We start from the raw sequence: 19709 nt of genomic DNA, 5'->3' as shown, positions 1-19709 counted from the left end.
TGGCCTCCTTTATTTGCAGATGTCTGTTGGATCGTTTTGACCTGCGAAAATACGCAGTGTTACGTTCTCGTAAGAGTGGTTACTGTCATGAATATAGTTCAGAATCAGCTGGTTATTTTGTCCACCAGTGGCAATCACTTCCACTGGCAACGAGTCTTCTGCATGGTGCTTCACGTAGCGCTCAATGCATTGCTCTATTGAAGGCAACCAGTTGTTGATTTGAGGGTGATTTACAGGTGTCATCACTGGTACATTTTGATACTCACCAATCTGACGGAATTGGGATTCCGCAGGGTTCGTGAATAACAATACGCAAACAGGAAGCAGCAGAGACAAAAAGATAATGACACGCGGTAGCCAGTTAATCGTGTTAGATGCTGGCTTCGGCTGAGTTTTAGTCGGCTCTACTTGAGGCTCAAGATCAGCAGTAGTATCGGTCACTATCTCTGTTGGTGGTGTATCGCTCGCTTCTAACTCCACTGCTGGCGCTTCGTGTTCAGAAGCGGTTTCTTCAACGTCAGTGTTAGAGTCAGTAGAAAATGGGCTCAAGCGTTCCACTGAACAAATGAGTTGGTAGCCACGTTTAGGTACCGTTTTAACAAACTCTGGAGATTTTGTTGAATCCTTCAACATCTTACGCAGAGTAGAAATCGCTTGAGTCAGGCTTGAGTCATCCACCTCAAAACCTTGCTCACGCCAAACAAACTCGTGAAGCTCGTTACGGGTTAAAACTTCGTTTGGTCTCTCTGCCAACATCAGAAGTATACGGCTTTCGTTGCTTCCTAATCGTACAACGTCGTTGCCGTTTTGTTGGTCAGCGAGCGAATTACTATTTGGATCAAAGGTGAACCTTTGAGCAAGTAGAAATTTGGTGCCAATGTTAGTCATTTAGTTCTTCTTAGATGGATGATGTTGTAATTATGGTGATTTATGTCACAAAATTACCGGGGCGCTTGGAGTGCGCACGACATTTTAGATGCTTTTAGACGGGTAGGATAATTAAAATTTTCTAAAAAAACACCGTTTTTAGCAATATTGACCTTGAATTTACATTTGTCAGCCACATGTTAAATGACATCTCGGTAAGGTGATTTCAAGGGGAAAGTCACAAACTTGTCCCTATGAAAAAGCCAATTAGTTTAGATGTTATGGAGCACACATGAGCGAAACCGTATCTCAAAATAAAGAAACTCGTGGTTTTCAATCAGAAGTAAAACAACTACTGCATTTAATGATCCATTCTCTTTATTCAAATAAAGAGATCTTTTTGCGCGAGCTGATCTCTAACGCATCAGATGCATCAGACAAACTGCGCTTTCAGGCGTTATCTAACCCAGATCTATACGAAGGTAATGCAGACCTTTGCGTGAAACTGTCGTTTGATGAAAGCGCAAATACCTTAACCATTTCTGATAACGGTATCGGTATGAGCCGTGATGATGTGATTGAGCACTTAGGAACAATTGCAAAATCTGGTACAGCTGAGTTTTTCTCAAAGCTATCTGAAGAGCAGAGCAAAGACTCTCAGCTTATTGGTCAGTTTGGTGTTGGTTTCTACTCGGCATTTATCGTTGCTGACGCCGTTACCGTGCGCACTCGCGCTGCGGGTCTAGCCGCTGATGAAGCGGTACAATGGCACTCAGCGGGTGAAGGTGAGTACACCATCGAAAACATTACCAAAGAGTCACGTGGTACCGACATCATTCTTCATATGCGTGAAGAGGGTAAAGAGTTTTTGAATGAGTGGCGTCTACGTGACGTTATCAGTAAGTACTCTGATCACATTGGCATTCCTGTTTCAATCCAAACTGTCGTTCGTGATGACGAAGGCAAGGAAACAGATGAGAAAAAGTGGGAGCAAATCAACAAAGCCCAAGCACTGTGGACGCGTAACAAATCTGATATTTCAGAAGAAGAGTATCAAGAGTTCTACAAGCACGTATCACATGACTTTGCCGATCCCTTGGTCTGGAGTCATAACCGTGTAGAAGGTAAAAACGACTACACGAGCTTACTATACATCCCATCGAAAGCACCTTGGGATATGATGAACCGCGACCACAAATCAGGCTTGAAACTGTGCGTACAGCGCGTATTCATTATGGACGATGCAGAGCAATTTATGCCGTCATACTTACGCTTCGTACGTGGTTTAATAGACTCAAACGATTTACCGCTAAACGTATCGCGTGAGATCTTACAAGACAATAAAGTGACTCAGTCTCTACGTAATGCTTGTACTAAGCGAGTGCTAACGATGCTCGAGCGTATGGCCAAGAATGACGAAGAGAAATACCAATCATTCTGGAAAGAGTTTGGTCTTGTGATGAAAGAGGGCCCTGCGGAGGACTTTGCAAACAAAGAGAAAGTTGCAGGTTTATTGCGCTTTGCCTCAACTGAAGTGGACTCTTCTGAGCAAACTGTGGGCTTGGCGTCTTACGTTGAGCGCATGAAAGAAGGTCAAGATAAGATCTACTACTTGACGGCAGACAGCTATGCAGCTGCGAAAAACAGCCCTCACTTAGAACAGTTCAAAGCGAAAGGCATTGAAGTTATCTTGATGTACGACCGCATTGATGAGTGGCTGATGAACTACTTAACTGAGTTTGATGGTAAACAGTTCCAGTCAATCACTAAAGCTGGGCTTGATCTAAGTCAGTTTGAAGATGAAGCAGAAAAAGAGAAGCAAAAAGAAACCGAAGAAGAGTTCAAGTCGGTTGTAGAGCGCACGAAGTCTTACCTAGGCGATCGTGTGAAAGAAGTTCGTACGACCTTCAAACTCGCATCTACGCCTGCTGTTGTGGTAACGGACGATTACGAAATGGGCACTCAAATGGCGAAGCTTCTTGCGGCAGCTGGTCAAGCTGTACCGGAAGTGAAATACATCTTTGAGCTAAACCCTGAGCACGAATTGGTTAAGCGTATGGCTGACGAAGCCGATGAAGAAGCGTTTGGTCGCTGGGTTGAAGTTCTGCTTGGTCAGGCAATGCTAGCGGAGCGAGGCTCTATTGAGGATCCAACAGAGTTCTTAGGAGCCGTTAATCAACTTTTGACTAAGGTGTAATAACCTCTGCAAATCAAAAAGCTCGCATTTCGCGAGCTTTTTGTTTGTTGTCGCAAAATTTTGCATCTCAAGTGCTGAGTTAATAATCAATAGGGCGTGAAAGAGGGTACTGTTAACATTCTTTAGTCTTAATACACTCTTTGCTCAGAGAACCTGTGATAGAATCTGCGACTTGAATGTGAGTAATAAGGCGTGTATTTTTGCTCGCCTATATACGTTATACCGAAACTTATCGTTGCAGGTGCTTCTCAGGTTTGATGTCTAAGAGGTCAGCTATTGTGAGCTTCGGTATAAATCTTAAATATTAAAGAGGATAAATCATGCGCATCATTCTTCTAGGTGCTCCAGGTGCAGGTAAAGGCACACAAGCAAACTTCATCATGGAAAAATACGGTATTCCACAAATCTCTACTGGTGATATGCTTCGTGCTGCTATCAAAGCAGGTACAGAGCTTGGTAAACAAGCTAAAGCTGTTATTGACGCTGGTCAGCTAGTTTCTGATGAAATCATCCTTGGTCTTATCAAAGAGCGCATCGCTCAAGAAGACTGTGCAAACGGTTTCCTACTAGATGGTTTCCCACGCACTATCCCTCAAGCTGACGGCCTAAAAGAAATGGGCGTAGACGTAGACTACGTTATCGAATTTGACGTTGCAGACGATGTGATTGTTGAGCGTATGGCTGGTCGTCGTGCTCACCTTCCTTCTGGTCGTACTTACCACGTGGTTTACAACCCGCCTAAAGTGGAAGGTAAAGATGATGTAACTGGTGAAGATCTTGTTGTTCGTGATGATGACAAAGAAGAAACAGTACGTGCTCGTCTAGGTGTTTACCACGAGCAAACTGCACCGCTAATCAACTACTACGGCAAAGAAGCTGAAGCAGGCAAGACTAAGTACCTTAAGTTTGATGGTACTAAGCAAGTAGCTGAAGTTAGTGCGGATATCGAGAAAGCACTATCTTAATTTGCTGAAGTCAAAAATTTAATATTTTGATATATTGAAAGCGGCCCAAGTGGTCGCTTTTTTTAGTTTACTCGTAAACATATATCTAATTAACTTCAGCTCGGCTATTCGTTACTTCGAGGTTACTTAAATATATGAACCAAGCCGTTTACCATGAATAGGATGTTATGAAAGAGAATAATAAACAGGGTGTACTCCTAGTTAACCTGGGAACTCCTGACGCACCAACCGCTCCTGCCGTAAAGCGCTTTTTAAGTCAGTTTCTTCATGATCACCGAGTGGTAGACATGACTCGATGGCTTTGGTGTCCACTATTGCACGGCGTTATCCTTCCTATCCGAGCTCCTAAAGTTGCCAAACTCTATCAATCAGTATGGATGGAAGAGGGCTCGCCGTTGATGGTGTACTCTAAACGCCAAACTGAAAAGTTAGCACAAAAGCTTGATATACCTGTAGAGCTTGGTATGACGTATGGTAACCCAAGTTTGCAATCAGGCTTTGAAGCCCTATTGGCGCAAGGCGTTGATGAAGTCATTGTTTTACCGTTGTATCCGCAATACTCGGGAACAACAACGGCAGCGGTTTCTGACGGAATCACTAAAGCATTTAAAAACCTGCCTGTGATGCCAAGCTTTAGCTTTATTCGTGATTATTACAATCACCCGAAATATATTGAAGCGTTAGCGCATTCAGTTCGTGAACATTGGCAAAAGAATGGTCAGGGAGATTACCTGCTGTGTTCTTATCATGGTATTCCAAAACGCTATGCTAACAATGGTGATGTTTACCCACAGCATTGTGAAGAGACGACTCGCTTGCTTGGGAAAGCGTTAGGTTTAAGCGAACAACAAATTGGCATGACGTATCAGTCCCGATTTGGGAGAGAAGAGTGGCTTCAACCTTATACCGATAAGACCCTAGAGGCACTTCCTGCAAAGGGTGTGAAAAATATTAATGTTGTGACCCCTGCATTTTCGTCAGATTGTTTAGAGACGTTGGAAGAGATCTCGGAAGAGTGTAAAGAGATTTTCCTTGAAGCAGGTGGTGAAAACTTTACCTACATCCCTTGTTTGAACGATAGTGAACTTCATATCGAGATGATGGTTGAGTTAGTTCAATCTAAACTTTAGATACAAAAAAGGGTCGCAATAGCGACCCTTTCTACGTTTAGTTGAGCGATCAAGCAACTTGTACTTGCTGCTCTTCTACTTGCTCTGCCGTGCTGTGCGTATTTTCAGCGCCATGCATCCAGCGAACGAGTGTATTAGAGAATAGGAGCAAAATTACGCCACTTACGGTTGCGCTGACCGCAATACCACTAAAGATAGCCATAGCGCCTAACTCGCCTACGTGAGAACCCACATAGCCCGCAACATAGTTAGCAATCGCATTACAGCCAAACCATGCACCCATCATAAGTGAAGCTAAGCGAAGCGGTGCTAATTTAGTCACCAATGAAAGACCAATTGGAGATAAACACAGCTCGCCTAATGTGTGGAAGAAGAAAGCGCCGACCAACCATAACATCGATGTTTTTACTGTTGTATCTCCACCTTGTTCTAGCACTGCGCCAACCATACAAAGGAAACCAATCGCTAAGAAAAATAGTGCCATTGCAAATTTCACTGGCGAAGTGGGTTCACGTTTACCCAATTTTACCCAAAGGACGGCTAGGACTGGCGCTAGAGTAATAATGAAAAATGGGTTTAGTGATTGGAACCACGCAGCAGGAACTTCAAAACCACCAATCATGCGATCAGTATATTGTTGAGTGTAGATGTTCATCAGGCCACCTGCTTGTTCAAAGCCTGCCCAGAAGACAATAGTGAATAAGCTCATGACCAGAATTACTTTTAGTCGATTCACCTCTTCTTTGGTGAGTGGCTGCTTCGTGGTGGCGTTTTTGTTATTTAGATCTCGTTTCGCCGCTGGTTCGCGGCCAATATCACCAAGCCATGATTGAGCCAGTACCATTTGCATCACTAGGCTAACCAGCATACCCACACCAGCGGCAACAAAGCCAGCTTTCCAACCGTAAGAGGTTGTCACAGAGCCAGAAACGACGCCGGCAAGTAATGCACCTAAGTTGATACCCATATAAAAGATAGTGAATGCGCCGTCACGACGGTTGTCACCTTCTTGATAAAGGTCGCCAACCATGGTTGAGATATTTGGCTTAAAGAGACCGTTACCAGTGATAAGTAGGCCAAGACCTAAATAGAAACTGTGTAGCGAACCAATACCTAAAGCATCAGCAGGAAGTGCAAGAGTAAACTGGCCGATGGCCATTAACGCGCCACCAAGCAAAATTGAGCGACGTTGACCTAAATAGTTATCTGCTAGGTAACCACCGATAAGAGGCGTGATATACACAAGCCCTGTGTATATGCCGTATAGGTCTAATGCGTCTTTGGTTGACCAGCCAAGGCCGCCATTCATTGTTGTATCAGTAAGGTAAAGCACGAGAATGGCACGCATTGCGTAGTAAGAAAAGCGTTCCCACAGTTCTGTACCGAACAATAAGAACAGGCCACGTGGATGACCAAAATATTGATGTTGGTTTGACATAAGCTCTTCTAATAATAGTTATTACATTTTTTAACGACTTCTACGTATACAATGCAATTCAACGAGTGACAAATAATAAAATTTTGCCATTCAACTATTTTTGTTTGTTAAGTGGCTGTTTTTTATTGGATTTGCAGATTATATGATGGTGTATTGGTTGTGTTACAAACTTAATTTCCATTTTTGCCTATGGACTTCTTTATCGTAAGTTACTGAAAAATGTCGTTAATGCGAGCGATGTATAATCATACTTTTATAGATAAACTGAATATCAATGACTCAACTTTGGCTTAATGCTAGGATAAAAACAAAATAGAATTGGCTAGTAAAAAGATGAAACGTTGGTATCTACTTTATTGTAAACGTGGGGAGCAGGTTAGGGCGAAACAACACCTTGAAAATCAAGGTGTAGAGTGCTTTTATCCAACTGTAGAAGTTGAGAAGATTTTGCGCGGTAAAAGACAAAAAGTCGAGGAACCGCTGTTTCCTTGTTACGTATTCGCTTACTTTGATTATGAGCAAGGGCCAAACTTCACCTCAGTCCGCTCTACTCGAGGTGTTGTTGACTTTGTGCGTTTTGGTGCTCAACCGAAAGAAGTTCAAGGTGACTTGGTCTTCGAATTGATGCAGCTAGAAAAGTGTTGTAATGACAATACCGTTTCTGAATGTATGCCAAAACCAGGCGATCAAATTAGAGTTAAAAGCGGTCAATTTGCGGGCATAGATGCCATCTTCCAAGAACAAGATGGTGAGAAACGCTCAATTATGCTAGTTCAGATGATCACCAAGCGTGTGCCTGTCAGCATAGACAATAGTGATTTAGATTTAAAATAGCCTAATTCCATCAAACATAAAAAGAGGTGCAAAGCACCTCTTTTTGATCGTATCTAATTTTCTGTCTGTTTTAAAAGGGTTGGACGAACCGACCCTTATCTTTATCGTAGAGAATTAGTATGAGTCGTTGTGAACGGTCTGTACTGCACGACCTGATGGGTCAACACAGTTTTGGAACGATTCATCCCATTCAATCGCCTTCGCTGAAGAACACGCTACTGAAGGGCCTCCTGGTACACACTCTGCTGCTGATGGAAGTGGGAATAACTCTTCAAAGATTTCACGGTACACGTAGCCTTCTTTTGTCGTTGGCGTGTTGTATGGGAATCGATATTGAGCTGTTTCCATCTGCTGGTCTGTCACTTTCTGTTCTGCTACTTCTTTCAGCGTATCGATCCAGCTGTAGCCAACGCCATCAGAGAACTGCTCTTTTTGACGCCATGCGATCGATTCTGGCAGGTAGTGCTCGAAGCACTCACGAAGGATGTGTTTCTCCATTTTACCGTTGCCACACATCTTGTCTGCTGGGTTCAAGCGCATTGCTACATCTATGAACTCTTTATCTAGGAAAGGTACGCGTCCTTCAACTCCCCATGCTGCCAGCGACTTGTTAGCACGAGCACAGTCGAACATGTTCAGAGCAAGCAGTTTACGCACTGTCTCCTCGTGGAACTCTTTCGCGTTTGGCGCCTTGTGGAAGTAAAGGTAGCCACCAAAGATTTCGTCAGCGCCTTCACCAGACAATACCATCTTGATACCCATCGCTTTGATCTTACGACCCATTAAGAACATAGGTGTTGATGCGCGGATAGTCGTCACGTCATACGTTTCAATGTGGTAAATCACGTCACGAATCGCGTCCAAACCTTCTTGAATCGTGTACGTCATTTCGTGGTGAACGGTACCAATTTGGTCGGCAACTTCACGAGCTGCTTTCAGGTCAGGCGCGCCTTCTAGGCCAACAGCAAAAGAGTGCAGTTGAGGCCACCAAGCTTCAGACTTTTCATCATCTTCAATACGCATCGCTGCAAAGCGTTTTGCTACCGCAGATGTAATAGAAGAATCTAGACCGCCTGAAAGAAGTACACCGTAAGGCACGTCAGTCATTAGTTGGCGTTTAACAGCCGCTTCTAGCGCTTCAGTCAATTCTTCTTTGCTAGTGCTGTTACCTTGTACTGCTGCGTACTCGTTCCAGTCACGAACATAGTAACGTGTTGGCTCAGTATCTTTAGAGCTGTAGTAGCTACCAGGAGGGAATTCACTTACTGTTTTACATACTGGAACAAGAGCCTTCATCTCTGATGCCACATAGTAGTTACCATGCTCATCGTGACCTTGATAAAGAGGGATAATACCAATATGGTCACGGCCGACTAAATACTCATCTTTTTCTTCGTCGTAGAGCACAAAAGCGAAAATACCGTTTAGTTCTTCAAGGAGATCTGCACCCATATCTTGGTAAAGTGCAAGAATGACTTCACAGTCTGAATCGGTTTGAAATTCGTACTTTCCTTCGTAACGAGCACGAATTTCTTTATGGTTGTAGATTTCACCATTGACGGCAAGGATGAGCTTCTTATCAGGGCTGTATAGCGGCTGTGCACCACTATTTAGACCAACAATCGCCAAGCGCTCGTGCGCTAAAATAGCACGCTCTGAAGAGTAAATCCCAGACCAGTCTGGGCCACGGTGACGAAGTTTTTTCGACATCTCTAATGCGATAGGGCGCAATGCGGCTGCATCGCTTTTAATGTCTAAAATGCCAAATACTGAACACATACTACATCCTTACTAAACTAAACAATTTCTAATCGGTATGGTTTAAATTTGCCATTACTAATAAAAAAAGCAACGTTTTGTGATTAAAAAAATGATAAAAGGCCTTGTTGTATGGAAAATATTTAACTCAACCGTTGTTTTGGTGAATGAGATCAAGGTTTGGTATAAAAACTATACAAAAAAGGCTTTCTATCAATAGAAAGCCTTTCAAAAAATATCAGTGCTGTTGCTTATTTAATTGGTGTGAATTTAGGCTGAAGTTGTTTACAGACGTGTCGAGCAAAACCGCTACCAGCTTCACTATATATATTGAATGCTGCGTCAACGCCATTTTTAAGTAAGCCTTCCAATTGATCTGGGTATTCGGCGATAGCGGCAATTTGCCCCTTATATTTTCTGCGTTTAAGCTGCTCAAGTGCTGTTTGGTTACCTTGATGATGTGGCATTGCAAGCAGAACCAGTTTTACATGACCTGTATCTAAAATTCGCTCCCAGAAATCCGGGTCGGTGGCATCACCAGAAATCACATTTCTTCCTTCTGAACGATGATGATGTGCAGCGTCTTCACGAATTTCTATACCCAATGAAATTTTGCCATAGCGTGAACGTAGCTCATCATAAGCGCCCGTTCCAATACGCCCCATACCTAAGATCAATACTTGGGCATGACCTGGGTTGATGAGTTGGTCGCGTTGATTGAGCTTTTCTACCGCTGTCTCTTGCAGCCACTTACCTGAATGTTGATAAATTTTATGGCTAAGGCGGTTAAGTGGCGCGGAAATTACAAAGGATACCGACACCGCAACCGCAATCGCAGCAAGCATATCACTTGGCATCCAGCCCATTTTATAGGCCAACCCAGCAACAATAAGACCAAACTCACTGTAGTTAAATAGTGATAAAGAGGCGAGCAAAGAGGTACGTACTCGAAACTTAAAATGATTAATAGTGACGAAGTACAAGAGTCCTTTGATTGGTAGCAGTAAGATAAATAGCAGGGCGAGAACGACGCCATTCACGCTCAATGAGGCGGATAAACCAATGTTCAAAAAGAAGCAGACTAAAAAGAGCTCCTTCATATTGAATAATGACTTGGATAGTTCTGAGGCTTTTGGGTGACCTGCGAGTAGCATGCCTAAAATTAGCGCGCCCAAGTCTGGTTTCATCCCGACCAACTCGAATAGCCCAGCACCGACAACAAGCGCGAAGAAAATACCGAATAGCACCAGCATTTCGCCGTGGCCAACTTTATCGAGCAGCTTATAGAATAGGGGACGAAGGAAAGGCAGTGCGAACAAACCGATGGCATACCATTCTGGGACTTTTCCGGTTGAAGCAGTCAGGAATACTACGGCAAAAATATCTTGCATAACCAAGATACCGATCGCGAGTGTGCCGTAGGTCGCGTTCATTTCGCCTTTTTCTTGCAATGCTTTTACGGCAAAAACGGTACTAGAGAACGATAGTGCAAAAGCTAAAAGCAGGATTTGGCTGCCGTCCATACTGGCTAGCGAAGTCAAGCCCAGTAGTTTTAAGCCGGATAACGCTAGGGCAAAAAAAGCGGTAGAGAGTATGTTGTGGGCGGTTGCCCCTCCCCATATTTCTTTGGACAGCAGGGTTTTTACATCGAGTTTGAGTCCAATAGTAAACAGAAGAAGAGTAACACCAAGATCTGCGAGAGTGACAATAACGTCATTGCTTTGGTAACCAAATGCATGCAAGCCAAATCCAGCTAGTAGAAAACCAACGAGGGGAGGGAGGCTGCATTTAAGCGCAATAAAACCAGCTAAAAAAGCGGCTGTAATTAGAATAATTTCCATACTGTTGAGCTGTATTCCTGATATACAAAAACGGGCTGTGAAAACACAGCCCGAGATTGTAACTCAATTGGTTGTATAAACTTAGTCTTCCAGTAACTTTTGTAACAAAACTCCGTTTAGCATAGCGCGTTTAATCATCGCAAATGCGCCCATCGTTGGCTGCTTATCAATGTGAGAAGCCACGATAGGGAGGTCGTTATGGAAAGTTTTAAGAGATTGATTCTCTACGTTGCGTTGAATTGCAGGGAAAACAATATCTTGTGCTGCAGTAATATCGCCAGCAATTACAATTTTCTGTGGATTAAATAAGTTAACCGTAATCGCAATCGCTTTACCTAGCTGGTTGCCCACTCGCACTAAACTCTGTTTCGCAAGTTCATCACCATTCATTGCGTGCTGACATACCGCTTCAATTGTGATGTTTTCAAGGTCGGTTAAGCTTGATTCGTATCCTTGAGTAATCAGTTGCTTCACTCGTTGAATAATCGCTGGGTTTGCAGCTACGGTTTCTAAACAGCCAAAGTTTCCACATTGGCATTGCTCACCAAGCGGGTCAATTTGGATATGACCAATTTCACCGACGTTGCGGTTAAAACCAAGAAAAACCTGGCCGTTAACGATAATACCTGCGCCAGTACCGCGGTGGACGCTAACCAAAATAGAATCCTGGCAGTCTTGGCTTGCTCCAAAGTAGTGCTCAGCCAACGCCATGCCACGTACGTCGTTGCCAACAAAGCATGCTGTATTAAACTTCTCTCCAACAATTTCACCGAGAGCAAGATTATCGATATCGGTATTAGGCATGTATTCGACCACGCCAGTTGTTGGGTTAACAAGGCCCGGTAAAGTGATGCCGATAGCGATGAGTTGATCAATTTTGTCTTCGCAACGGCTTACGAAATCTTTTAATAAATCGATAAGTCCTGCGATTAAGTCTGCTTGGTTAGTGTAGTGCAGTTCATGCTGATCTTCTGCCAGCGCGGTACCACCTAAATCGTATAAACTGAACTGTACGTAATCTCGACCTAAGCGAACGGCAATCGAATGAAAAGGTTTGACTTCAGTAGTCAAAGAGATCGCACGACGACCACCAGTTGAAGCTTGTTGGGCGACCTCCTTAATAAGGCCGCGCTCTAAAAGTTGGCGGGTTATTTTGGTAACACTAGCAGGCGCGAGCTGACTCACGTCCGCGACTTGAATACGGGAGATAGGACCTTGCTGATCAATCAGCCTATATACCGCAGCGCTGTTAAGCTGTTTTACTAAATCTACATTACCAATCTGTCCGCCATTCATGCTTAATTTTGCTCGTATTGTCCGTTAACAACCGTCGCTTTTACTTTAAAGTCACGATCGAAAATAGTCAGGTTTGCAACCATCCCTTTTCGAACTCGGCCAAGGCGATCCTCAACACCAATTGCTGTTGCTGGGTATAACGTGGCCATTCGTAGAGCTTCGTCTAAAGCGATCCCCGCGTGCTCAACTGAATTCTGAACTGCTTCAATCATTGTCAAAGCTGAGCCGCCTAGCGTGCCATTTTCATCAACACACTTACCATCTCGGTAATATACTTTCTTACCGACAAAAATAAAGTGATCAATGTTAGCACCTGCTGGAGCTGTGGCATCCGTCACCAAAACAAGCTTTTCACCTTTGATTTTATGAGCAATTCGGATGTTTGCGTAGTCGACGTGAAAACCATCAGCAATAATGCCAGCATATACGTCAGGAGTATCGTAAATTGCACCAACAACTCCTGGTTCACGACCAACCATTGGTGTCATTGCATTAAAGAGGTGTGTAGCAAAAGTAATGCCTGCTTCAAAGCTTTTACGTGCTTCGGCGTAGGTTGCATTTGTGTGGCCAATTGAAACCACGATGCCAGCAGCCTTTAATCGCGCAATATGCTCTGGGTCATTATGCTCAGGTGCTAGTGTTACTTTCGCTACGATATCGGCGTTTGCGCAGATAAGGTCGATCATGCTTTCGTCTGATGGGCGAATAAAATCGACGTTATGGATGCCTTTTTTCGCGACGTTAAGGTAAGGACCTTCGAGGTGTAAACCAAGCGATTGATTTTGATACTTGTTGTGGTACTCACGAGCTGCGGCAATTGCAGTTCGCATATCTTCATCAGATGACGTAATGAGTGTTGGCAGGAAGCTAGTACAGCCAGATTTGAGGTTTGCCTGGTGCATGATTTGCATGGTTTCAGGGGTAATTGCATCGTTTAGCATTACACCGCCACAACCGTTCAACTGCAGATCGATAAAGCCTGGACTTAGACTAGCGCCTGCAAGGTCTTTTACTTCGATGCTTTGAGGTAGCTCAGAAACCGGCACAATAGATTGAATAAGATCGTTTTCGATGATGACCGCATGATCGGTAAGAACATCACTACCGGTATAAATTTTACAGTTACTTAGCGCGTACATAGTCAGCTAGTCCTTATAGATGAGAATTCAATTTCTATATCGTTATCTAAGTAGAGACTGCTTCAGTCATATGGGTACTTAGTTTGTATCACTGAATTAGATAACGAGTCACATACAGCAAGTCGCGTTTTATCGATGTTATTGTCATAGTAACTAACTGAAAAGTAATAATTGTATGGTTTTTTATGATTCTTTTTCAGAGCAAAGTTACAGTGATTTACCCGCCTAGATACCAAAATAACACTGATTCTGCCTTGCATAAAGTGCGAGAATATTATCTTTAAAACGCCATTTTTTCGTATAATAAAATAAGTTTTATGATCTCGCTAGCAAAAACCTTCCGAAAGGGCAAATTGTGGTGATTATGATCACAAACGGTGAGCTTTTAATTTGCGGAGCAAAATTAATATCATAAACTTAGGATGACTAAATTGGACGGCTGAAATAAGTCATTCAACATAACATCTAATCCTATAGGGGGAACTTAAGGTGAACATTCTCGGATACTTCCAGAAGGTGGGTAAGGCGCTTATGGTGCCGGTTGCCACACTTCCTGCTGCAGCAATACTCATGGGTATTGGCTACTGGATCGACCCAAATGGCTGGGGCGCAAACAGTGCACTTGCTGCATTTCTTATTAAAGCTGGTGCAGCGATCATTGACAATATGTCAGTATTGTTCGCTGTTGGTGTTGCTTACGGAATGTCTAAAGACAAAGATGGCGCCGCTGCACTTTCAGGTTTCGTGGGCTTCTTAGTTGTCACAACGCTTTTGGCCCCTGGTGCAGTATCACAAATTCAAGGCATTGACCCAAGTGAAGTACCTGCTGCATTTGGTAAAATCAATAACCAGTTCGTCGGTATCTTGGTTGGTATTGTTTCTGCTGAGTTGTACAACCGTTTTTCTCACGTAGAGCTGCACAAAGCACTGGCGTTTTTCTCTGGCAAGCGTCTTGTACCGATCCTAACGTCTTTTGCTGGTATCGTTATTGCGTTCATCCTGATGTACGTTTGGCCATCAGTTTACGGCGGTCTGGTCAGTTTTGGTGAAAGCATTCAAGGTATGGGTGAAGCAGGTGCAGGTGTTTACGCATTCTTCAACCGTCTTCTAATTCCTGTTGGTCTGCACCATGCACTAAACTCAGTGTTCTGGTTTGATGTTGCTGGTATTAATGACATTCCAAACTTCCTTGGCGGTGCGAAATCATTAGCTGAAGGCACGGCAACGGTAGGTGTTACGGGGATGTACCAAGCGGGCTTCTTCCCAATCATGATGTTTGGTTTACCAGGCGCTGCTCTAGCGATGTACCATACAGCGAAATCAAAGAATAAAGAGAAAGTGGCATCTATCATGATTGCGGCTGCGTTTGCTTCATTCTTTACAGGTGTAACAGAACCACTTGAATTTGCATTCATGTTCCTTGCTCCAGGACTGTACGTTCTTCACGCAGCGCTGACTGGTCTATCAGTTTATATCGCGGCATCAATGCAGTGGATTGCAGGTTTCGGTTTCTCTGCTGGTCTAGTCGACTTAGTATTGTCAACTCGTAACCCACTAGCGGTAAACTGGTACATGCTCATTGTACAAGGTCTTGGTTTCTTTGCGGTTTACTACTTCGTGTTCCGTACCGTGATTGTTAAGTTTGGTCTTAAAACACCTGGACGTGAAGATGATGAAGAAGCTTCATCTAGCGTGGCTGGATCAAGCAATTCTTCAGAGCTTGCTCGTCAGTACTTGAAGGCACTTGGCGGTCATGACAACCTTAGTTCTATCGATGCCTGTATTACTCGTTTGCGCCTTTCTGTGAAAGATATGAGCGTTATCAATGAGAAAACTCTGAAAGATCTTGGAGCTATGGGAGTTGTGAAGCTAGGTACAAACAACCTACAAGTTATTCTTGGTCCACTAGCAGAGATTGTTGCTGGTGAGATGAAGAATGTATCTAAAGATGAAGACTTAAGTGGTGTTCAGCTACCAGCTTAACTGTTTAATAGTGGTGTGATTGTTTGTTATTGGTATTGCAAACAATTGATACTACAACATCGCAAAAGGCCTCCGCAGGAGGCCTTTTTTCGTTTAGGCCCTTTGAATCTGCTTTGCTTTCACGCTAACTCGATAAATATTGTCGTTTTAGAGCGAGTTCTTGTTGTCTAATTGCTTAGAATTGTGGATCATTAGGAACAATGTACTCTGTGAAACCATACTTGGATACAGGGTTCCGTTTTCTCTGACAATACTAATATTTTTGAGGTGCTATAGATGAGTGAAGCTGATGCTCGTCCATCAAACTTTATTCGCCAGATCATTGATAAAGATCTAGCGGATGGTAAACACACTAGCGTGCATACTCGATTCCCGCCGGAGCCAAATGGCTACCTGCATATCGGTCATGCTAAGTCTATCTGTTTGAACTTCGGTATTGCTCAGGACTACCAGGGTCAATGTAATCTGCGTTTCGACGATACAAACCCTGAAAAAGAAGACATCGAATACGTTGAGTCTATCAAGAAAGATGTAAACTGGTTGGGCTTTGAGTGGAGTGGTGAAGTATGTTACTCATCAAACTACTTCGATAAGCTTTACGAATATGCAATTGAATTGATTAACAAAGGCTTAGCGTACGTAGATGAGCTAAGTCCAGAGCAAATTCGTGAATACCGCGGCACACTAAAGGCGCCAGGTAAACCAAGTCCATACCGTGACCGTTCTGTTGAAGAGAACTTGGCGTTGTTTGAAAAAATGCGCGCTGGTGAATTTGAAGAAGGTAAAGCGTGTCTTCGTGCTAAAATCGACATGGGTTCTTCATTCATGGTCATGCGCGATCCAGTTTTATACCGTGTGCGTTTTGCTACGCACCACCAAACTGGTGATAAGTGGTGCATTTACCCAATGTACGACTTTACGCACTGTATTTCTGATGCATTAGAAGGCATTACGCACTCTATTTGTACGCTTGAATTCATGGATAACCGTCGTCTGTACGATTGGGTTCTAGACAACATCACGATCGAAAGCCGTCCACATCAATACGAGTTCAGTCGTTTAAACCTTGAATACACAGTGATGTCTAAGCGTAAGCTTAACCAGCTAGTTACTGAAAAACTGGTTAATGGTTGGGATGATCCACGTATGCCGACTGTCTCAGGTCTGCGTCGTCGTGGCTTCACACCTGCATCTATTCGTGAGTTTTGTAAGCGTATTGGTGTAACGAAGCAAGAAAATATGATCGAGTTTAGTTCATTAGAATCTTGTATTCGTGATGACCTAAACGAGAACGCTCCGCGTGCAATGGCTGTACTGGATCCTGTTAAAGTTGTTATCGAAAACTTTGAAGCAGGCGCAGTAGAAAACTTGACAGTTGCCAACCACCCAAATAAACCTGAAATGGGCGTGCGTGAAGTGCCATTCACGCGTGAATTGTGGATTGAGCGTGAAGACTTCCGTGAAGAAGCGAACAAAAAGTACAAGCGTTTAGTGCTAGGTAAAGAAGTTCGTTTACGTGGTGCTTACGTGATCAAAGCTGAGCGCGTTGAAAAAGATGCCGAAGGCAACATCACAACGATCTTCTGTTCTTACGATGCAGATACGCTAGGTAAAAACCCAGCAGATGGTCGTAAAGTGAAAGGCGTTATTCATTGGGTGTCAGCTGATAAAGCTCTTCCAGCGGAAATTCGTCTGTACGATCGTTTATTTACGGTGCCAAACCCAGGCGCAGCGGAAGATTTTGCTTCTACTATTAACCCTGAATCATTAGTAGTGATCAATGGCTTTGTCGAGCCTAGCCTAGCTTCTGCAGAAGCAGAAAAAGGTTACCAGTTTGAACGTATGGGTTACTTCTGTGCAGACTCGAAAGACTCTTCAGCAGATAATCTAGTATTCAACCGCACGGTTGGTCTACGTGATACCTGGGCAAAAATTGAGAATCAATAATCTCGATTAATGCTGAGAGTGATGAAAATGCCAGCAAATGCTGGCATTTTTTATACCTAATCCCACAGAGTGCTATATAGATGTGCAAAACTGTGGATAAAAAAGATGGGTGTTTAGTAGCCTTTGTTCTGTAACCAAAGTACTGACGTCTAAGGTACTGACTTCTAGAAACAAAAAACGCCAGCATGTGCTGACGTTTACTTTTTAAATTAACAAACCCTTATTTTTTCGGTTTGTGTGCATCTGGATTGTCTTTACAACCACCATCGCTACACTTGCCGTACAAGTATAAGCTGTGGTTTGTTAGTGTGACATTGTACTTAGCTGCAATCTCTTTTTGACGTTCTTCGATAAGATCGTCAGAAAATTCAATTACCTCACCACAATCTAGGCACACTAGGTGGTCGTGGTGATGTTGAGTCGATAATTCGAAGACTGACTTTCCACCTTCAAAGTGGTGACGAGTTACAATACCAGCATCGTCGAACTGGTTTAGAACTCGGTAAACAGTTGCTAGGCCAATTTCTTCACCTAGATCAATCAACTTTTTGTACAAATCTTCAGCACTGATGTGCTGGCAGTCTGGCTGCTGAAGTACTTCTAGAATTTTTAGCCTCGGAAGGGTTACTTTTAAACCCGCATCCTTCAGCGCCTGATTATTATCTGACATATACTTTCCCGTTGGATCATCTGCAGCGATTTAACAGAATTCAATCTTCCTACCATTATAGGATAAGCGTTCGGAACATTAAACCACGAACTTCAAAGGGTTAATAGAATCTTTTTGTAAATTAGAAACAGGTCCATTATATTACAGCTCTGACCAGTTACAATTGTGTAACATTAAGCTTGGAGAGGGCAGGGATAGCGATGAATAGGCGACTAGCGAAGATATACAAACCAGGAATTGTAAAGTTCGCACTCAATATTTGGCCTCCTTTTTGGGGGGCGGGTATTAAAATCTTACATATTTCTCAAGACTTCCGTACTGTAAAGGTACGTTTAAAGCTTCGCTGGTGGAATAAAAATGCCAATCGCACCCAATATGGCGGCAGTATTTTCTCTTTAACTGATCCTATTTACTCGTTGATGCTGATGGGGATTCTACGAGAGGAATATTATGTGTGGGATAAAGAGGCAAGCATTAACTTTATTAAGCCGGGGCAAAGTGATTTGTTTGCAGAATTTGAGGTCACTGAAGGGATGCTGGAAAACATTTATCAAATGACACGGAATGGAGAAAAGTGTTTTCCTGAGTTTATTACTCATGTAAAAGATAAACAGGGGAATGTGGTTTCAGAGGTTCAACGCAAGCTTTATGTAAGAAAGAAACCTCAGTATCGCGAAGAGGAAGTACTTACCGATGCTGTGTGACAATACATACAAAAAGACCTCCAAGTGGAGGTCTTTGTATCATTCAATTTGATTAGCCTTCTAGCTCAGCTAAACACATCTCTTCATAGATCTGTTTAACCCAGCTTTCAACACGCTCGTCAGTCAATTCTGGTTGGCGGTCTTCATCAATACATAGACCTACGAATTGGCTTTCGTCACCTTCAACAAGTGCTTTAGACGCTTCAAATTCGTAGCCTTCTGTCGAGGTATGGCCAAGAATTGTGCCGCCTTTAGATTCAACGATATCACGGACTGTGCCCATCGCGTCACAGAAGTATTCTGCGTAGTCTTCTTGGTCGCCACAGCCAAAGATAGCCACTAGCTTAGTAGAGAAGTCGATTTGCTCAAGCTCAGGGAAGAAGTCATCCCAATCACATTGTGCTTCGCCGTAGTACCAAGTTGGGATACCTAGAAGAAGAAGATCGAAGTTATCAATGTCTTCTTTGCTGCTTTTCGCGATGTCTTGAACGTGAACTAGATGTTTACCTAGTTGCTTTTGAATCATCTTTGCAACGGCTTCAGTATTACCTGTGTCGCTACCGAAGAAGATACCTACACTTGCCATAGAGTCTATACCTTTACATTGTTTGTTATTGGCGATGCTACTAAGGGTTTAACCTAACCCTGAGCCTTCCCAAGTTAGCTGAATTACACCTTTTGCAATAAAGCCAGCACAGCCTAGGAAAAGGACTAACCACACAATACGACGACCAAAAACAGGTACATTGCCTTGCTTTAGTACATCTTTTATCGCCATCCCGATGAAAAAAAAGATAGCAGCAAAAAGAAGATCGAGTCCAATAGACTCGAGCATATCCATATAGTCGTAAAGCATTTTAGCCCTTCATGCCGAAAAATCTTGGGCGCACTATACCACTGTTAAACGGTAAAGTTAATGCACTACAAGAAGGGTTATTTC

Annotated in this window: 16 protein-coding genes; 7 read left to right on the top strand and 9 right to left on the bottom strand. The window is 43.2% G+C overall.

Annotated features, from left to right (window positions below):
• Positions 1-9: 9 nt before the first annotated feature.
• Positions 10-888: a transcriptional regulator gene (locus R7P80_RS17420; protein WP_017819958.1), complete on the bottom strand. Its 879-nt coding sequence runs from the start codon at positions 886-888 to the stop codon at positions 10-12.
• Positions 889-1159: 271 nt separating this feature from the next.
• Between R7P80_RS17420 and htpG the strand changes: the two genes are divergently transcribed.
• The 3 genes from htpG to hemH all read left to right on the top strand — a co-directional run bounded on the left by htpG (position 1160) and on the right by hemH (position 5159).
• Positions 1160-3064, top strand: a complete 1905-nt coding sequence (gene htpG, locus R7P80_RS17415) for a molecular chaperone HtpG (RefSeq protein ID WP_225491772.1) — start codon at positions 1160-1162, stop codon at positions 3062-3064.
• A gap of 320 nt (positions 3065-3384) precedes the next feature.
• A complete protein-coding gene (gene adk, locus R7P80_RS17410; protein WP_005382094.1) occupies positions 3385-4029 on the top strand; it encodes an adenylate kinase in 645 nt (214 codons plus the stop codon).
• A 167-nt stretch (positions 4030-4196) separates the two neighbouring features.
• Positions 4197-5159, top strand: a complete 963-nt coding sequence (gene hemH / locus R7P80_RS17405) for a ferrochelatase (protein WP_225491773.1) — start codon at positions 4197-4199, stop codon at positions 5157-5159.
• 49 nt (positions 5160-5208) lie between these two features.
• On the opposite strand, the gene R7P80_RS17400 is transcribed toward hemH, so the two are convergent.
• The gene (locus R7P80_RS17400; protein WP_005382097.1) at positions 5209-6597 is read right to left on the bottom strand and encodes a peptide MFS transporter; all 1389 of its coding nucleotides are present in this window, start codon (positions 6595-6597) and stop codon (positions 5209-5211) included.
• 333 nt (positions 6598-6930) lie between these two features.
• Here R7P80_RS17400 and rfaH point away from each other — a divergent pair, with 333 nt between their 5' ends.
• A complete protein-coding gene (rfaH, locus tag R7P80_RS17395) occupies positions 6931-7431 on the top strand; it encodes a transcription/translation regulatory transformer protein RfaH (protein ID WP_005382098.1) in 501 nt (166 codons plus the stop codon).
• Between the two features lie 114 nt (positions 7432-7545).
• Here the strand turns inward: rfaH and asnB are convergent, their stop codons facing one another.
• The 4 genes from asnB to nagA all read right to left on the bottom strand — a co-directional run bounded on the left by asnB (position 7546) and on the right by nagA (position 13465).
• Positions 7546-9210, bottom strand: a complete 1665-nt coding sequence (gene asnB / locus R7P80_RS17390) for an asparagine synthase B (protein ID WP_005384979.1) — start codon at positions 9208-9210, stop codon at positions 7546-7548.
• Between the two features lie 230 nt (positions 9211-9440).
• The gene (locus R7P80_RS17385) at positions 9441-11030 is read right to left on the bottom strand and encodes a cation:proton antiporter family protein (RefSeq protein WP_213891933.1); all 1590 of its coding nucleotides are present in this window, start codon (positions 11028-11030) and stop codon (positions 9441-9443) included.
• Positions 11031-11111: 81 nt separating this feature from the next.
• Positions 11112-12326, bottom strand: a complete 1215-nt coding sequence (gene nagC / locus R7P80_RS17380; protein WP_005382105.1) for a DNA-binding transcriptional regulator NagC — start codon at positions 12324-12326, stop codon at positions 11112-11114.
• A gap of 2 nt (positions 12327-12328) precedes the next feature.
• The gene (nagA, locus tag R7P80_RS17375; RefSeq protein ID WP_104978885.1) at positions 12329-13465 is read right to left on the bottom strand and encodes an N-acetylglucosamine-6-phosphate deacetylase; all 1137 of its coding nucleotides are present in this window, start codon (positions 13463-13465) and stop codon (positions 12329-12331) included.
• 489 nt (positions 13466-13954) lie between these two features.
• Between nagA and nagE the strand changes: the two genes are divergently transcribed.
• Positions 13955-15448, top strand: a complete 1494-nt coding sequence (nagE, locus tag R7P80_RS17370) for an N-acetylglucosamine-specific PTS transporter subunit IIBC (protein ID WP_104978886.1) — start codon at positions 13955-13957, stop codon at positions 15446-15448.
• Between the two features lie 276 nt (positions 15449-15724).
• Positions 15725-17395 carry a glutamine--tRNA ligase gene (glnS, locus tag R7P80_RS17365; RefSeq protein ID WP_005382124.1) on the top strand — a complete coding sequence of 557 codons (1671 nt, stop codon included), beginning with the start codon at positions 15725-15727 and terminating at the stop codon, positions 17393-17395.
• Between the two features lie 220 nt (positions 17396-17615).
• On the opposite strand, the gene fcrX is transcribed toward glnS, so the two are convergent.
• Positions 17616-18065 (bottom strand): ferric iron uptake transcriptional regulator FcrX, encoded by a 450-nt coding sequence (fcrX, locus tag R7P80_RS17360; RefSeq protein ID WP_005382141.1) that lies wholly within the window; start codon positions 18063-18065, stop codon positions 17616-17618.
• Positions 18066-18265: 200 nt separating this feature from the next.
• Between fcrX and R7P80_RS17355 the strand changes: the two genes are divergently transcribed.
• Positions 18266-18769 carry a DUF4442 domain-containing protein gene (locus R7P80_RS17355; protein ID WP_005382144.1) on the top strand — a complete coding sequence of 168 codons (504 nt, stop codon included), beginning with the start codon at positions 18266-18268 and terminating at the stop codon, positions 18767-18769.
• A gap of 52 nt (positions 18770-18821) precedes the next feature.
• On the opposite strand, the gene fldA is transcribed toward R7P80_RS17355, so the two are convergent.
• The gene (gene fldA / locus R7P80_RS17350) at positions 18822-19355 is read right to left on the bottom strand and encodes a flavodoxin FldA (protein ID WP_005382146.1); all 534 of its coding nucleotides are present in this window, start codon (positions 19353-19355) and stop codon (positions 18822-18824) included.
• A 48-nt stretch (positions 19356-19403) separates the two neighbouring features.
• Positions 19404-19625, bottom strand: coding sequence for a DUF2788 domain-containing protein (locus R7P80_RS17345; RefSeq protein WP_005393038.1), 222 nt, complete (start codon positions 19623-19625; stop codon positions 19404-19406).
• Positions 19626-19709 lie beyond the last annotated feature (84 nt).

It is taken from the genome of Vibrio sp. 2092 (assembly GCF_033339635.1).
GTDB classification, from domain to species: domain Bacteria; phylum Pseudomonadota; class Gammaproteobacteria; order Enterobacterales; family Vibrionaceae; genus Vibrio; species Vibrio alginolyticus.
The sequence above is the reverse complement of the archived record's forward strand: the minus strand, read 5'-3'. Positions and strand labels throughout refer to the sequence as shown.

What these genes read in the sequence shown, in the direction of transcription:
- R7P80_RS17420 (WP_017819958.1), bottom strand. Translation starts at nt 888, where the DNA reads ATGACTAACATTGGCACCAAATTTCTACTTGCTCAAAGGTTCACCTTT.
- htpG (WP_225491772.1), top strand. Translation starts at nt 1,160, where the DNA reads ATGAGCGAAACCGTATCTCAAAATAAAGAAACTCGTGGTTTTCAATCA.
- adk (WP_005382094.1), top strand. Translation starts at nt 3,385, where the DNA reads ATGCGCATCATTCTTCTAGGTGCTCCAGGTGCAGGTAAAGGCACACAA.
- hemH (WP_225491773.1), top strand. Translation starts at nt 4,197, where the DNA reads ATGAAAGAGAATAATAAACAGGGTGTACTCCTAGTTAACCTGGGAACT.
- R7P80_RS17400 (WP_005382097.1), bottom strand. Translation starts at nt 6,597, where the DNA reads ATGTCAAACCAACATCAATATTTTGGTCATCCACGTGGCCTGTTCTTA.
- rfaH (WP_005382098.1), top strand. Translation starts at nt 6,931, where the DNA reads ATGAAACGTTGGTATCTACTTTATTGTAAACGTGGGGAGCAGGTTAGG.
- asnB (WP_005384979.1), bottom strand. Translation starts at nt 9,210, where the DNA reads ATGTGTTCAGTATTTGGCATTTTAGACATTAAAAGCGATGCAGCCGCA.
- R7P80_RS17385 (WP_213891933.1), bottom strand. Translation starts at nt 11,030, where the DNA reads ATGGAAATTATTCTAATTACAGCCGCTTTTTTAGCTGGTTTTATTGCG.
- nagC (WP_005382105.1), bottom strand. Translation starts at nt 12,326, where the DNA reads ATGAATGGCGGACAGATTGGTAATGTAGATTTAGTAAAACAGCTTAAC.
- nagA (WP_104978885.1), bottom strand. Translation starts at nt 13,465, where the DNA reads ATGTACGCGCTAAGTAACTGTAAAATTTATACCGGTAGTGATGTTCTT.
- glnS (WP_005382124.1), top strand. Translation starts at nt 15,725, where the DNA reads ATGAGTGAAGCTGATGCTCGTCCATCAAACTTTATTCGCCAGATCATT.
- fcrX (WP_005382141.1), bottom strand. Translation starts at nt 18,065, where the DNA reads ATGTCAGATAATAATCAGGCGCTGAAGGATGCGGGTTTAAAAGTAACC.
- R7P80_RS17355 (WP_005382144.1), top strand. Translation starts at nt 18,266, where the DNA reads ATGAATAGGCGACTAGCGAAGATATACAAACCAGGAATTGTAAAGTTC.
- fldA (WP_005382146.1), bottom strand. Translation starts at nt 19,355, where the DNA reads ATGGCAAGTGTAGGTATCTTCTTCGGTAGCGACACAGGTAATACTGAA.
- R7P80_RS17345 (WP_005393038.1), bottom strand. Translation starts at nt 19,625, where the DNA reads ATGCTTTACGACTATATGGATATGCTCGAGTCTATTGGACTCGATCTT.